At 38.6% G+C, this 16,021-nt stretch carries 11 protein-coding genes and 3 tRNA genes; 7 read left to right on the plus strand and 7 right to left on the minus strand.

The features are described from left to right. Nucleotides 1-111 precede the first annotated feature (111 nt). Nucleotides 112-1,797 carry a M20/M25/M40 family metallo-hydrolase gene (locus A3Q34_RS02675; RefSeq protein ID WP_070373938.1) on the minus strand — a complete coding sequence of 562 codons (1,686 nt, stop codon included), beginning with the start codon at nt 1,795-1,797 and terminating at the stop codon, nt 112-114. A gap of 385 nt (nt 1,798-2,182) precedes the next feature. On the opposite strand from A3Q34_RS02675, the gene A3Q34_RS02680 reads away from it, so the two are divergent. Next, on the plus strand, nt 2,183-4,468 hold the full coding sequence (locus A3Q34_RS02680) for a TonB-dependent receptor (protein WP_070373939.1): 2,286 nt from the start codon (nt 2,183-2,185) through the stop codon (nt 4,466-4,468). 101 nt (nt 4,469-4,569) lie between these two features. Here A3Q34_RS02680 and A3Q34_RS02685 read toward each other — a convergent pair whose 3' ends face one another. Continuing rightward, nucleotides 4,570-4,944 carry an MGMT family protein gene (locus A3Q34_RS02685; RefSeq protein WP_070373940.1) on the minus strand — a complete coding sequence of 125 codons (375 nt, stop codon included), beginning with the start codon at nt 4,942-4,944 and terminating at the stop codon, nt 4,570-4,572. Nucleotides 4,945-5,210: 266 nt separating this feature from the next. Between A3Q34_RS02685 and A3Q34_RS02690 the strand changes: the two genes are divergently transcribed. Both A3Q34_RS02690 and A3Q34_RS02695 read left to right on the plus strand, forming a co-directional pair. Beyond that, nucleotides 5,211-6,803 (plus strand): ABC-F family ATPase, encoded by a 1,593-nt coding sequence (locus tag A3Q34_RS02690; protein ID WP_070373941.1) that lies wholly within the window; start codon nt 5,211-5,213, stop codon nt 6,801-6,803. Nucleotides 6,804-6,899: 96 nt separating this feature from the next. Then, a complete protein-coding gene (locus tag A3Q34_RS02695) occupies nt 6,900-7,751 on the plus strand; it encodes a 23S rRNA (adenine(2030)-N(6))-methyltransferase RlmJ (protein WP_070373942.1) in 852 nt (283 codons plus the stop codon). Nucleotides 7,752-7,881: 130 nt separating this feature from the next. Here the strand turns inward: A3Q34_RS02695 and A3Q34_RS02700 are convergent, their stop codons facing one another. From A3Q34_RS02700 to gltX, 5 genes are all read right to left on the minus strand, one after another. Continuing rightward, nucleotides 7,882-8,877: a fatty acid desaturase gene (locus A3Q34_RS02700; RefSeq protein ID WP_070373943.1), complete on the minus strand. Its 996-nt coding sequence runs from the start codon at nt 8,875-8,877 to the stop codon at nt 7,882-7,884. 12 nt (nt 8,878-8,889) lie between these two features. Next, complete coding sequence (locus A3Q34_RS02705) at nt 8,890-9,645, minus strand: transporter substrate-binding domain-containing protein (RefSeq protein WP_070373944.1); 756 nt, start codon at nt 9,643-9,645, stop codon at nt 8,890-8,892. A 27-nt stretch (nt 9,646-9,672) separates the two neighbouring features. Continuing rightward, entirely contained in the window at nt 9,673-11,016 is a 1,344-nt protein-coding gene (locus A3Q34_RS02710) for a DEAD/DEAH box helicase (RefSeq protein ID WP_070373945.1), read from the minus strand. Nucleotides 11,017-11,157: 141 nt separating this feature from the next. Further along, nucleotides 11,158-11,679: a hypothetical protein gene (locus tag A3Q34_RS02715; protein ID WP_070373946.1), complete on the minus strand. Its 522-nt coding sequence runs from the start codon at nt 11,677-11,679 to the stop codon at nt 11,158-11,160. 88 nt (nt 11,680-11,767) lie between these two features. Next, nucleotides 11,768-13,180, minus strand: a complete 1,413-nt coding sequence (gene gltX, locus A3Q34_RS02720) for a glutamate--tRNA ligase (RefSeq protein WP_070373947.1) — start codon at nt 13,178-13,180, stop codon at nt 11,768-11,770. 343 nt (nt 13,181-13,523) lie between these two features. Between gltX and A3Q34_RS02725 the strand changes: the two genes are divergently transcribed. The 4 genes from A3Q34_RS02725 to A3Q34_RS02740 all read left to right on the plus strand — a co-directional run bounded on the left by A3Q34_RS02725 (nt 13,524) and on the right by A3Q34_RS02740 (nt 15,616). Beyond that, a tRNA-Val gene (locus A3Q34_RS02725) sits at nt 13,524-13,599 on the plus strand. 29 nt (nt 13,600-13,628) lie between these two features. Beyond that, nucleotides 13,629-13,704, plus strand: a tRNA-Val gene (locus tag A3Q34_RS02730). 39 nt (nt 13,705-13,743) lie between these two features. After that, nucleotides 13,744-13,819, plus strand: a tRNA-Val gene (locus A3Q34_RS02735). Nucleotides 13,820-14,206: 387 nt separating this feature from the next. After that, nucleotides 14,207-15,616 carry a S8 family peptidase gene (locus A3Q34_RS02740; RefSeq protein WP_070373948.1) on the plus strand — a complete coding sequence of 470 codons (1,410 nt, stop codon included), beginning with the start codon at nt 14,207-14,209 and terminating at the stop codon, nt 15,614-15,616. The last annotated feature ends 405 nt before the right edge of the window (nt 15,617-16,021 follow it).

Consider the following 16,021-nt stretch of genomic DNA (forward strand, 5'->3'; position numbering starts at 1 on the left):
TTTACGAATTATGTTTTTGATTGATTTGGGATATTTACAATAAAGCACTCGAGTAAGTACCGCATAAATAAAAACGCACTCAACAATAGAGTGCGGTTATTTTCAATCAGATTAATTTTTTACTGAGTTTATCTCTAAGTTTTTATTACCTTCTTTATCACGGTTTTTACGTGCTTTGTCAGCTTTCAACTTCATCTGCTGCTTTTGCAAATTAGAAATATCTCTTGGCATCGGCTTACGAGGCATGCGTTCGTCAGCCATGGCCGCTTTATATAAAAAACCAGCAAGAATAACAGAAGCTTGTTTTAGATCAGCTTCTACGACATGGTCAATCGAATCGATATGGGTATGATGCAAACGAGAGCCATAATCTAACTTGTCTTGAATAAATTGAAAACCGGGTAACCCTACATCATCAAAAGACTCGTGATCAGTGCCCCCCGTACTTTGATTAGTAATAGTACCGGTACTTAAATCTGAATAAGGGCTGAACCAGTTACCGAATATTGATTTTGCAGCTACATTACCTTCAGTATAAATACCTCTGAAACGTCCACTTCCATTATCCATATTAAAGTATACCGAAAACTTATCATGATCAGCTTTCGTTTCAATCGGCCAACCTTGATCTTTCCATAAATAACTGGGCAATGCCTGCTCATTCTTATTAGTAGGTTTAGGACGAGTCGCAAAGTGTTCATCTACATAAGCGGCCGACCCAAATAACCCTTGTTCTTCACCCGACCATAAACCAATACGTATGGTACGTTTAGGTTTAAAGTTTAATGCTTGCAGAATACGAACAGCTTCCATTGATACCGCCACACCCGCGCCGTTATCAACAGCACCATCACTGGCATGCCACGAGTCTAAATGGCCACCGACCATAACTATTTCAGGATTTTTATCACTCCCTGGAATTTCTGCAATGGTATTGTAAGCATTTCGGTCGTTATCATGAAAACGCGCATCGATATTGAGCGATAATTTAGGTGTTTTACCATTATCTATCATTCGAGATAATAGGTTGTAATGTTCGGCTTCTATAATAAGTGCCGGTACTGGAAAGGTTTTACCGACACGATGGTCACTACCAAAAACGTTAATTAAGCCACCTTGACGCCAGCTACGATATATAACACCAGCAACTTGCTCTTCTTTTAAGAAATTACTGAGCGTGGCTTGAAAATTATAACGCTGCATTGCGCCATCTCTTCGGTCAGCAGTTACCCATGGAGAGTGACTTGGCGCTCGCATTACATCAAATTCTGTCAATGTAGAAAGCTCTCCGGAGTCATAGCGTTGAAAGACACTGTTCTCAGGCGCTTCAATATTTTTACCAGCGCCCATCATAATGATCTTACCTTTTAGCTTACCTTTATATTGTGCTAAGTCGGTTATTGAAGCCGCATCAAAGATAACAACATCCCCTGTTACTTCTCCTTCAGTGCCCGGTGTCCAAGCAACAGGAATACCGTGTAAAGAAACTTCACGCGGACTCAATAGGTCAATGGAAGCAGAGTCATGTGACCAGCCTCGCCCGAACTCAAAAGGGTCTAAATAAGCATTTTTTAATCCCCACCCCTTTAACTTCTCTAAAGTCCAATTATTAGCTTTCTTCATCTGAGGAGAGCCAGATAAACGAGGGCCTATTTCATCGGTTAATTGCTCCAATGTGTGCATAACTTCAGAATTATAAAAACCTTCTGCTCTTATTTTATTCGCCATATCTAAGTCATCACTTGCATAAGCAGTCGATAAAGAAAGGCATAATAACGATAACCCAAATTTTTTCATGATTGTTTCCTAATTATTATATTTTTTGTCAGCATTAATTTAGTACAAAAAATAATAATAAAAAAGACAGATAAGATGAACTCCACCGAATAAGAGACCGTTGGTTTTAACTGAGAAGCAGCAGGTAATAATAAGGTTAATAGCAGCGTAGCTTTTATGTTCACCTTACATTAACGACTTTAATTTAAAAAATTAACAAATTATCTGATTAGCTTAATTTTGCAAAAAATAACATAACAACTTCCTATAAAGTAAACTATGTTAAAACGTATAAAAATAGTTACTTTCTATTTAGAAATGTGTAAATTTCGGCTACCCTAACTGGTATCAAAATAACAATAAAGTTTAGTTTACCTAAAAAACATCGCACTCTTGGAGAATATTAATGAATTTGTTCAAAAATTCCACTTTGGCTACAGCGGTTAAACTCGCTGTTTTAACATCAACAGTCGGTTTTTCTGCAGCGACTTTAGCGGAAGAAAATGCTGAAGAAAAAGTTGTTGGTTTAGAAATTATTGAAGTAACCGCACGTAAAAGAGTAGAAAATGTTCAAGAAGTCCCTGTAGCTATTAGTGCGCTCCAAGGTGAAAAACTGAATGTGTTAAGTTCTGCCGCTATGGACATTCGTTTTTTAAATGCCCGCGTGCCGAGTCTTACTGTTGAATCTTCTTTTGGTCGTACTTTTCCACGCTTTTATATGCGTGGTTTAGGTAATTCTGATTTTGATTTAAACGCATCACAGCCCGTTTCTTTAGTCGTTGATGAAGTTGTTCAAGAAAACCCAATTTTGAAAGGTTTTCCCGTATTTGATGTTGGCCGCGTAGAAGTATTACGTGGTCCACAAGGGACACTATTTGGTCGTAACACCCCTGCTGGTTTAATTAAGTTTGAATCAGTAAAACCATCACAAGATTTTGATGGTTTTGGCTCTCTTTCATACGGCACTAATAACACTACCGATATGCGTGCGGCTGTTGGTGGTGGGTTAACTGATAAATTATCTGCTCGTGTTTCATTACTTAATCAAACCCGAGATGACTACATAGATAACCAAGCACCCGGTTTTGAACAAAAAGAAGTTTTAGGCGGCTATAATGACAAAGCGGCTCGTATTCAATTTCTTTATGAAGATGACGCTTTCACCGCATTATTTAATTACCACATGCGCGACTTAGATGGCAAGCCAGTTGCTTTCTATGCAAATGCGTTTAAACCTGAAAGTAACGAATTAGTCAGTAATTTTGAAAGAGATACTGTTTACCATGATTCGGCATCAAGAGCGACACAACAAGTTGAAACCGAAGGCGGCAGTTTAAAGTTGGAATTTGAATTAGGTCAATATACCCTAACGTCAATTTCAGGCTATGAAAGTGCAGAGCTTTATTCCCGTGCCGATGTTGATGGTGGTTATGGCGCAGTTTATGCTGAGCCTTCAGGACCTGGTATTATCGCACTTGATTCAGAAACAGCCGATGCTATTCCAGATCACGAGCAACTAACACAAGAAATTCGCTTATCAAGTAACTTTGATGGCCAATTTAATTACCAAGTGGGCGCTTTTTACTTTAATGAAGATTTAACCATTGAAAGCTTTGCCTTCGATCCTTTATTTAGCAGTGGCGCTCAAACTGGTTACGTTATTCAAGAGCAAGAAACCACTGCATGGGCTGTTTTTGGCTCGTTTGATTATGACTATAACGACAAAACCTCAGTAACCTTGGGCTTACGTTATTCTGATGATGACAAAGACTATAGTAACCAAAGAACGAAGTCTCCATTGGCATGGTTAGGTTTTCCTGATGTAGTATCAGGTGAAGTAAATCCAAGTGATTCACATGTTAGCTGGGATATCAGTGTTACGCATAAATATACTGATGACATAAACTTATATGCACGTATTGCTGATACCTTCAGAGCGCCAAGTATTCAAGGGCGTTCGTTATTCGCCTTTGGAAATGGTATTTCTGTTGCCGACTCAGAAACTATTTTATCTTTAGAAACCGGTATTAAATCTGATATTTTAGACGGCTTTGGTCGTATTAATGCCTCGATATTTTATTTTACCATGGATGATCAGCAGCTAACGTCTGTTGGTGGTGGTGGCAATACGGCGAGTTTACTTAACGCTGAAGAAACGACCGGTTACGGTTTTGAAATCGACTCAGAGTTTATGCTAACCGATAATTTTTGGCTAACCGCAAGTGTCAGTTATAATAATACCGAAATCAATGACAGTGACCTAGCCGTTGCTGCTTGTAAAGCATGTACTATTACCGATAATTTCTACACCGATGATTTCGGCAATAGATTTGCCGAAGTAGACGGTAATAGTTTACCACATGCGCCAGAGTGGATTTTTAACTTTACCTTGCGTTATTCTCGTGAAATTGCAGACGGTGAATTCTATGCCTACACGGATTGGTCTTACCGAGATGACATTAGTTTCTTTTTATATGAATCAAAAGAATTTAATGGAAAATCATTATTTGAAGGTGGCGCACGTACCGGTTATACCTGGGACGGTGATGATAAAGAGTATGAAGTTGCCTTATTTGTTCGTAACATAACCGATGAACAAATCGCTATTGGCGCTGTAGACTTTAGTAACAATACCGCTATTGTTAATGAAGAACGCTTTTTTGGTGCAGAATTTAAAGTTAATTTCTATTAAGCTAAACGGCTAATTTTAATGATAAAAGGCGACTATGATTAGTCGCCTTTTTTATTTTTAATGCCTAAATACAAGGCTCAATAGCCGTGAAGTTCTGGTCTTTAATAAGTGAGTTTAAAAAGTAATTCGGCCAAATCGGGTTGCCACTGAAAATCTGTTAACTTAACGCGATTACCTATAACCACCACTTGTTCCTCTTGAAGCAGTGCGCTTTGTTTGGCGAAAAGTTCTCTTTCAACAGCAAATGATATTTTCCCTTGAGAGTTAATAACTCTGTGCCAAGGAACACTTTTTTCTTTCCAGCCATCATCAGGGATTTTACCTAACGCTTTCCCGACTAACCTCGCTTTACCGGGCAAGCCAGCAAGATCAGCAACCTGTCCATAGCAAGCGACCTTGCCATAAGGTATTAACTGCACTGTTTGCCAGATACGAGGGTAATTAACGTTTACCGGGCGCTTATTATTATTTAACATCGTGGCGACTCATCTCATGAAACAGCTTAATTACGGTTGTAAAACACACTAAAAATAATCTTAGCATCTTGCCAACAGACGATAACACGCTACTTAGCAACTTTTACTAAAATAAGAAAATTTATCGAACATTGAACAACTTGTCGTTAATTTATCATCCGCCTCAGCCAAATAGACAAATTTTGGCCTATTGAAGTCGATGTTTTTTGTGTATAATCGCGCGCAATTGACTTACCAGCTTAAATGCACAACCAAGGAATCAGCTTATCCTACAAGCAAATAATATTACCCAACAATTCGGCGCAAAACCTCTTTTTGAAAATATTTCACAAAAATTTGGTGGCGGTAATCGTTACGGTTTAATTGGTGCCAACGGTTGTGGTAAATCAACACTTATAAAAATCTTAGGTGGTGACTTAGAGCAGACCTCAGGCAATGTAAGCTTAGACCCTAACGAACGTTTGGGTAAATTAAGCCAGGACCAATTTGCCTTTGAGCACTTCAGTGTTATTGATACCGTTATTATGGGACATACTGAGTTATGGGCGGTAAAAGAAGAACGTGACCGTATTTATGCTTTACCAGAAATGAGTGAAGCCGATGGTATGAAAGTAGGCGATTTAGAATCAGAATATGCTGAGATGGACGGTTACAGTGCCGAAGCACGTGCCGGTGAACTATTAATGGGCGTAGGAATTGCTGTTAACCAACATTATGGTTTAATGAGCGAAATAGCCCCAGGTTTTAAACTGCGTATCTTGTTAGCACAGGCACTATTCTCAGATCCTGATATTTTATTACTTGATGAGCCAACCAACAACCTTGATATTCATACCATTCAATGGCTTGAAGAAACCTTGAATGCCCGTGATTCAACCATGATCATCATTTCGCATGATAGACATTTTTTAAACAGTGTTTGCACCCACATGGCCGATTTAGATTACGGAGAACTTAGAGTTTTCTCAGGTAACTATGACGAATACATGCTGGCAGCAACACAAGCACGAGCTAACTTACTTGCTGACAATGCTAAGAAAAAAGCGCAAATAGGTGAGCTACAAGCTTTCGTTGCCCGTTTCTCTGCGAATGCTTCAAAAGCTAAACAAGCGACTTCTCGAGCAAAACGTATCGACAAGATCCAACTAGAAGAAGTTAAACCTTCAAGCCGAACCAACCCTTTTATTCGCTTTGAGCAAGAGAAAAAATTATTTCGTAATGCCTTAGTCATAGAAAAATTAAACAAGAAATTTAATGATGCTCATGTACTAAAAGATATTTCTCTTTTGGCTGAAGTCGGTGAACGTATTGCGGTGATCGGAGAAAACGGCATAGGTAAAACCACCTTTTTACGCACTTTATTAAATGAAGTCGGTTACGAAGCAACTTCTGGTGATTTTACTTGGTCTGAAAATTCAAATATTGGTTATTACGCACAAGACCATGAGTTTGAATTTGAGCATGACATGACCTTGTTTGACTGGATGAGCCAATGGCGTCAGCCTACCGACGACGAACAAGCTGTTCGTGGTTATTTAGGGCGTTTATTATTTTCAGCTGACGATATTCTAAAATCAGTTAAAATATTATCAGGAGGAGAAAAAGGCAGAATGCTTTTTGGTAAACTGATGATGCAACTGCCTAATATTCTTGTGATGGACGAACCGACCAACCACATGGATATGGAGTCTATTGAGTCACTTAATATGGCATTAGAGAACTACGAAGGTACTTTAGTGTTTGTTAGCCATGACCGTGAGTTTGTTTCGAGCTTAGCGACGCGTATTATTGAATTAACCAAAGATGGTTACATTGACTTTGCCGGTACTTATGATGAGTACTTAGCAAGCCAAGCGTAGACGCAAATAACACCGTTTATACAAATAGATAAAACACTGATCAAAGAGTGTTTTATCTATGACTTCCCCTCCCCATTTTAGATTAAGGAATTCCTTTTGCTCAGTTATCGTCATGCTTTTCACGCAGGAAACTTCGCTGATGTTTTAAAACATTCGGTTTTAACGCTCGTACTAGAATATATGGTGCGTAAAGAAAAAGGCTTTACCTATATCGATAGCCACTCAGGTGCTGGCATGTATTCACTAAAAGATGAATACGCTCAAAAAACAGCTGAATACAAAGGCGGTATCGCTAAAATTATTGCCGCACTAACTGATGAAAATTTTCCTGAAGCATTAACACCCTATGTTGAGCTAATTCAGCGCTTAAACACTGAAAATAGTGAGCTAGAAATTTATCCTGGCTCTCCTGGCGTTGCTAAGCAACTGATGCGCCGCCAAGACAGTACTCATCTCTTTGAGTTACACCCTACCGATATTCAACATTTGACAGAATTCTGCACTCGCTGGAAAAAATCACATGTAAAACAATCTGATGGTTATCAAGGTGTATTGGGGTTAGTGCCGCCACCCAGTCGCCGAGGTGTAGTACTTATCGATCCCCCTTATGAGTTAAAAGAAGATTACGCTAAAGCGGTTAAGACTATCGTAAAAGCCTATAAAAAATTCAATTCCGGGACTTATATTCTTTGGTATCCTGTGGTTACCCGTGAGCGTATTCATGCTATGGAAAAAGACTTTACCCGTAGTGAGGTGAAAAATTTATTACAAGTTGAATTTTGTTTACAAGCCGACAGTGATGAATATGGTATGACAGGTACCGGCTTATTTATTGTTAATCCTCCTTGGCAGTTAAAAAAGCAGCTCGAAGAGATACTTCCTTTTATGAAGGCAACCTTAGGACAAGCTGAGACTAGCTTTACATTAGCGCAACTTATTGCTGAATAATTCGCCTTAAGCTAAAATTACGGCGCAGCTCAATTAAGCAGCGCCGCTTAGCAAGCTTATCAGCCTTTTATGATCAGTTGATAATTAACAAGCAATAAGATAACTAAAGTTTTATCGCTACCGCCCTACCTTACAAAGTGCGATATCTATTTGCATTTGAAAATGTACTAACATCATTAAATCTAACACCATTTTCTTTCATCACCTTATGTGCAGTTCTTGCTAACATTTGACGCAAATAAAACGGTTGTTGCACAACAAAGTGATGAATGGCATGTGTACCAGCAAAGTTAAAGGTAAACAGGTTAAGTGGCCAAATAAGCAAACCTTTAAAGACTTGCGTTTGCTGCATTACATTATTAACGCCACCATAGTAGTGCAAATAAGAAGTCACTAAATTTAAACAGCCTGAGCGTAAAAAATTAGGCGCAATAATAACCACCATCAACAGATTGCTCAACGCTGAAAAGGTTTGTAACCATGGCGGATAGATAAAATCGCTGGCAATAAAAAAATCGACACTGTGAAACAATATAAAGCCGTAACCGAAGATATAATAAAGTATCGTCAGTGGGAAACCGCCATTAAAAACATTCAAAAAATTAAAGGCTTTCACTTCCCTATTCAAGTGCTTTCTTTGTAAAATCAGCCCGAATAAACCATCAAACATCACGATATAGCGAACAAGTATATTAGCAATACCATTGCCGACCAGTCGTTCTTCTAAATCTTGTTTTGTGCCCGAGGTTTTATGGTGCAGTAAATGAATTTTTCGACGATACCAAGGATTAATAGTACTTGGGCGCATTAACCAAACAATGGCCATCATAAGATTATGTATAATAGGTTGCTGACGAAAGTAAAGTTTATGAATTAAGTCATGTTCTAACTCATGGGAGATAGAGGCAAAAATTGCCGCTAGCATGATACAAATCCAGGCAGGGATAAAGGCATAGTAATATAATAAGCCACTGGTGATCATACCAGTAAGTGACAGTAAAAGAATAAGAAAACCGATACTGTCTTGCTTAGCTAAAAACGCATATTTTTTGCGTAAACGCTGTTCTTCGGCTTTAACACCTTGAACAATATTTTTAATTTTTTCAGCGTCTGTTGTTGAACTCATCCTAAGCATTCACTAATTTTTAATCAAAAGGTGATAACTATCGGCATCATTAATCATATTAATTTTTTCCATCACTTCATTGATATCGTGAGACATTGAATATTTTTTTGAAAAAGCAAGAAAAGAGGAGTCAACTTGATCAGACAACGAGAACCCTTCGACTTGTCCATTAACCGCCATATTATCGATGGTCGTATATGCAATGGCACTATCGGCCACCAATAAATCAACGCGACCATAAATAAGCATATTAAAGGCATCTTCTAGGCGAGTCGCTTCAACAAATGTTATAGAGGCATCTTTAAAGGCTTTTTCTGAATGACTATCAACATTGGTGGAACGAACTCTGACAAGTATTTTACTTTTATCAATTAATGGAATACCTTGATAAACAAAATTATCATCTGCTCTTTTGAATATTTCAGAGCCATAAAAATTAATCAAAGGACTTTTAGGGAAACTCAAAAACAAGCGGCGTTCTGGTGTATAAACCGTCGGCATTAATGCATCAAACTTTCCCTGTTCAACCGCTTTTAATGCTCTTGCCCAAGGCATGATGGTAACTGATATTTTAAATTTTCCACTGGCATTGAGTTTATTCATCGTCTCAATTAACAAGCCCTTGTTTTCACCCTTTTCATTGCTATAAATAAAAGGGCGAATTTCAGGGGCTGCAATAGTTAACTTAATAACTTGTTGCTGTTTGTCATGCTGAGCTTGTGCGTTTAAACAAAGTAAAAAACTACAAATAAAAAAGAAAAATTTCATTTTATTAATACCTTATACTCGATACGGTTAATCGATTTCAGAATCGCTGTCTATTTCACTAACGGGCGTTATCGTCTTTTTACGCAACACAGGTAACTCACCAACATCTTGAGCAACAAAGACTCTTTTAATGACTTTTTTAGGCTGAGATCTTTGCGGTTTTTCGTTAATTTTCGTTGAAGATTTTGATTTAGCAGCCACTTTTGGCTTTTTAGGTTTTATGCCCTTGAATGTAGCTTTTAAGCTATCAACAACATCAAAGTTAAAGGTTTGCTGTAAAAAACCTTCGACATTTTTAAAGCTAATCCAGTCTTTAGGACCAACAAAGGAGATCGCGTCACCGGTACTACCCGCTCGACCTGTCCGGCCAATACGATGCACAAATTCTTCAGTGTGCTTTGGCATATCAAAGTTAAAGACGTGCGAGACGTTAACTAAATCTAAACCTCGAGATGCTAAATCAGTCGTGATCAATATCTTTTGTTGTCCCTTACTAAAGCCATCCATTATTTGATTACGTTGACCTTGATTAAGCTCACCACTTAAGGCGACCGTACTTAAGCTCTGTTCACTGAGCAGTTTTGATAATCGGTCGGTATCACTTCGTGTTGCAGTGAAAATAATCACTTGTTGATAGCTTTCAGTTTTCAAAAAGTGTTCAAGCAAGTCTTGTTTGTGGTCTAAGTTATCACATAGATAAAAGCGTTTAGTAATATCTTTATGCTCGGTATGTGCAGAGCCTATGGCAATTCGTTTTGGTTTTTTTAATAACGCTAGTGCGAACTCATTGACTTGTGCGTGATCGAGTGTTGCAGAAAACATCAGTGTTTGACGCTTACGATGATCGGCAGCGCTATTAATTTGTTTTAATTGTTTTGAAAAGCCTAAGTCTAACATCCGATCGGCTTCATCAAGAATAAGGAGCTCTAAGCCCTTTAAATAGAAATGCCCTTGCGATAAATGGTCAGACAATCGACCCGGTGTCGCAACAATAAAATGGGGGTCTTTGTGCAGTGTTTTTACTTGATCATTAAAGTTTTCACCACCCAAAATAAGCACAGCTTTAAACTGTGAGCCGGTGGTAAATAAACGTAGTTGAGTAAAAACTTGTTTGGCTAATTCTCGTGTTGGCATAAGAATAAGGACACGAGGATCACGTTTAGACAAAGCCCTATTTCGAATTAAGCGTTGCATCGCAGGAATAATAAACGCTAAGGTTTTACCTGAGCCAGTTTTTGATGAGGCAATTAAATCGTGCCCGGCCATAGCAGCAGGAATAGCTTGCTGCTGAATTTCTGTCGGTTCTAAAAAACCTAAATGCTCAACCGTTGACATTAAACGACTGTCTAAACCAAAATCTGTAAACTGCAAACTACACTCCAAAAAAGAACCAATAAAAACGTTGTTATTATACCCTGCTAACGACAAGAATGACGTATAGTATTTTATCAGGGTGTTAAAAAAATGAAAAACTTAAAAAAGTACCACAGACTTATTCATCTTATGGCGCTATTAAACATGTTCGTCGCGAAGCCAATCAACATAACCAACAAAAAAGTGTTGCCAAAAATCGTTGGTTTGCGAAAATTCAACCAGTTGTTTACCAAAGGTTTCTAATATCTGGAGATCAAAAATACAGCTTTCATCGGGCAGGTACATGGCAAATTTTTGCTGACACTGTTGATATATAGCCGTTAAGCACTGTTCAAAACCCACCAAAGATACACTCACTAGGGTTGCTTGCCATTGATTTTCTTCTTCAGCAATCGCGGTATAAACCGCTAAATGTTCATCGGCCAAGTCAATAAAATACGGATCACCTAATTCGGTATCTGTGGCGATAACAAGCCATGAACCTTGCCAATTGCCGATATCGTTATTGACTAAACTAGCGCCTTTTTTATCAACCGCATAGCCAATCTGGGCTTTATTTAATGTCGCCATTTTAGTAATAACGCTAAAACCCTGTGGACCAAAAAAAACCTCTTTATGTTCAAAGGCTTTTAATCTATTTAATAGTTCGCTTTGGTTCATCTTTAATCTCGTCTTTTTCAATACAATAAGGCCGTTGACAGCTAACCATCAACGACCTTATATCTTGTTAACATAAAACTTTATTTAATTAGCTGTTCGCTATTCTTGCTTCAACCACTTCAATAGCGTGATCAATACGAGCAAGTACTTTATCTTTATCCAATAAAGCCAAAGTAACATCTAAAGAAGGTGAATTACCACCACCAGTCGCCGCAACACGCAATGGCATACCCACTTTGCCCATACCGACTTCAAGCTCTGTTGCCGTATCATTAATTGCCGCATGAATAAGTTCAGGTGACCATTCGCTCAATGCTGCAAGTTTTGCTTTAACCAATATAAGAGGCTCTTTAACAACAGGGCGTAAATGTTTCTTAACCGCTGATGCTTCTAGTTCGCTAAAGTCTTCGTAAAAGTAGCGAGAAATTTGCGCCATCTCTTTTAAAGTTTTTACTCGGTCGGCTTGAATTTTAACGATTTCTTCAAGTGCTGGACCATTTTCAATATTGATACCTTGCTCATTCATGTGCCAGGCTAAATGTGTTGCAACATAACTTGGCTCCATAGTTTTCATATAATGTTGGTTGACCCAAATTAATTTATCAGTATTAAAACCTGAAGCAGCACGGTTACAGTCTTTTAAATCAAACAGTTCAATCATTTCTTCACGAGAAAATATTTCTTTATCGCCATGAGACCAACCTAAGCGCACTAAGTAGTTTAATAAGGCTTCAGGTAAATAACCATCATCGCGGTATTGCATAACACCGACAGCACCATGACGTTTTGATAATCGCTTACCGTCATCACCTAAAATCATTGGGATGTGGGCATACTCTGGGAGTGTTGCCCCTAAAGCGAGTAAAATATTAATTTGTTTTGGCGTATTACTAATATGATCATCACCACGTACAACATGGGTAATTTTCATATCCCAATCATCAACAACAACTGTTAAGTTATAAGTGGGTGTGCCATCGCTACGCGCAAGAATTAAATCATCTAATTCTTCATTAGCTATCGTTATATCGCCTTTAACCATATCTTTGATAACAACTTCGCCATCAAGTGGGTTTTTAAAACGAATCACATAAGGCTTATCGGCAGGATAGTCGGTGCGGTCGCGCCACAAACCGTTATATTTTTCTTTCGCGCCAGTTTCACGAGCCTGTTCACGCATTGCTTCAACTTCTTCACTGGTGCTATAACAGCGATAAGCATTGCCAGAGGCAAGTAACTGCTCAATAACTTCTTTATAACGGTCGAAACGTTGGGTTTGGAAATACGGACCATGTGTCCATTCAAGATTCAACCAATTCATACCGTCCATAATGGCATCAACGGATGCTTGGCTTGAACGTTCTAAATCAGTGTCTTCGATACGTAAAACGAAATCACCGCCATTTTTCTTGGCATATAACCAACTATAAAGGGCAGTACGTGCCCCACCAACGTGTAAATAACCGGTCGGACTTGGCGCAAATCGAGTTGTTAAGCTCATAAAAATCTCACTATAAAGTTTAAGACTTAAAGGCTATGTTAAAAGACAAGGCTTAAAGTCTACAATTGGTACGATAAAAATTGTCGATATTTTATCAGGCATAGCTAAGGAAAACATCATTTGCTGAAAGAAACAAAGAAAAGAAAATCTCCAGCGAGGATAAAACAAGCAAGCTGTTTAATTTTACAGCAAGAAAATTAAATATATCAATAAAACTGAAAAAAAAGCAGAAAAATCTTTGTTTTATGTTGACAGCTTTTCTCATCTCCCTATAATACGCCCCACTGAAACGCAGACAGTGTTTAATTAATTAGACCGTTAACGATTCAGGAAATTTAAGATTGGGCGATTAGCTCAGTTGGGAGAGCACCGCCCTTACAAGGCGGGGGTCACTGGTTCAAGCCCAGTATCGCCCACCAATCTTAAGTATCAAGAATAAAGTAATTATGGGCGATTAGCTCAGTTGGGAGAGCACCGCCCTTACAAGGCGGGGGTCACTGGTTCAAGCCCAGTATCGCCCACCATAATTACACCCTATAGAATTTTCTTTAGATAATCTATACGGACGATTAGCTCAGTTGGGAGAGCACCGCCCTTACAAGGCGGGGGTCACTGGTTCAAGCCCAGTATCGTCCACCATCTTTTTCCTCATTCTTATATCATCTACTTAAAAATTAAATAACTGATAATAATTTTAATTAATATATAAATTTTAAATCATTTATCTTAAAAACTCTTTTAATATCATTTTTTCTGCTACTGCATAGTTTAAATCAATCACAATTCCTGCTCTGTTTTATTGTTGCTACTGCCTGCCAACCCACAATCATAAACTAACAATTTCAATTAGTTAAAACATTCAACGTTAACCAAACGCCCTTAATTTAAACCACACTGCTAATAAGCTCACAGCACATTTACCTTAATACACTTAGGGTAACCCCCTATTTTCAGGCTGCCTGTTTATTGGGAAACTAGCTGTGATAGAAATAATTGCAATGATTTAACAAACGGAGTTTGGTTATCATGAGTAAATTAACTTTAAGTGCATGGCTTATAGCCTCTTTAGCATTAACAATGCCTATAAAAGCATTGGCTGAAAGTATTATTGGCGAGCAACTCGCACAAACCCTTCCTACGATGACTGACAAAGAAACAATCCTCGCGGTAATAACCTTTCAACAAATGCAGCCACTGTCGGTTACTCAAATACAGGCGCTAGTAGCTTTAGGAATTAATAAAGGCGTTAAGTTTTCTGCACTGCCTGTAATAGGCGTGGTCGCTAATGTTGCACAAATCAAAGCGATCGCCGAGCGCGACGACGTCCGTTCAATATGGTTAAACCGAAAATTAAGCTATTTCATAGCTAACTCACGACAAAACTCCGGTGTTAATAAAATTCAAGGAACAGACTTTGTTAATATTAATGGTGATACCGATTATAGTGGTAAGGGTGTGACCATTATGGTCAATGACTCAGGGATTGATGCCACACATCAAGATCTATTTTTTGGCGACGTAGTCATTGATAATGTCGAGGCGGCCATACATTCATCAGCTTTGGCTAAAATGAGCACAACCGAGACCTTTATCAGTCGAGGTCAATATAATACTGATGTAAACACAGACCACGGTACCCATTGTGCTGGCATTATTGCAGGCTCTGGGACCATGTCTGATGGTAAATATAAAGGTGTCGCTCCCGATGCCAAACTAGTCGGTTACGGCTCAGGTGCTGATTTAACTATTTTAGATGCGGTTAGTGGCTATGATTATGCGATTAATCACCGCTACGATTATCAAAGTCCATTGCGTATTATCAGTAATGCTTGGGGCTCAACCGGAAACTTTAATGCGAACAGCCCAATTGGTTTAGCCTCATATAAAGCTTATACCTTGGGGATATTGTCAATATTTTCTGCCGGAAATTCAGGGGCTGGTAAAAATAGTCATAACCCTTATGCTCAACTCCCTTGGGTAATATCAGTCGGTGCCGGTAATAGTCATGGTCACTTAGTTGACTTTTCTTCTCGTGATTTATCTTATAAAACGGGCAGATTTACCATGCCAGATAAGCAAGAATGGACTTATAATAACCAAGTCACGGTTGTCGCCCCCGGTCATTACATGGTATCAACCCGATCATCGAATAATGGTCTGGCCTACAGCGCAGATGATGATTTTCTTTTTGACTCCGCCTATACCCCTTTTTATAGCCGTTTTTCTGGTACTTCAATAGCAACATCATATACGGCGGGTGTTGCCGCTCTTATGATGGAAGCTAATCCATTATTAAGTATCGAGGAAATCAAACAATTAATAGCAAAGTCTGCAACTCAGATGCTTGGATACCAAGCGTGGGAAGTTGGTGCCGGCTATATTGATATACAAGCCGCTGTTGCTGCAGCAAAAACACATGTTAAAGCGTATAAATAATCACTCACGACAACACTGTCGGTCTATACTGTGCAAAGACTGATGTCACCGCACTATTAAACAACGAAAGTAGTTTAGCGTCTTTAACTTTAGCCTGACATCTTATTTAATTTTTTGTCGCAGCAGTGACAAAAGAGTAGATATTAACAACAACGCCCTGGCATAAACGGGTCTCTGGGAAGATAATATTAGCCCACTCCAGCAACCAGTATTCCAATGCGATAGCTATACCGCTAATACCTAATAACTATCAACTGCTAACTATCAACTGCTAACTATCAACTACAAGACAATGCTGCGCTTAGTTATTGAGAGTCAAAATAACTCATTTAAATTCCCTCGTGTTCGTTATCGGCCTATTGATTAAAGCCAAAGAGTCAATGATAAGCACACCCGCCTAACAAT

The organism is Colwellia sp. PAMC 20917 (assembly GCF_001767295.1).
Classification (GTDB): Bacteria; Pseudomonadota; Gammaproteobacteria; order Enterobacterales; family Alteromonadaceae; genus Colwellia_A.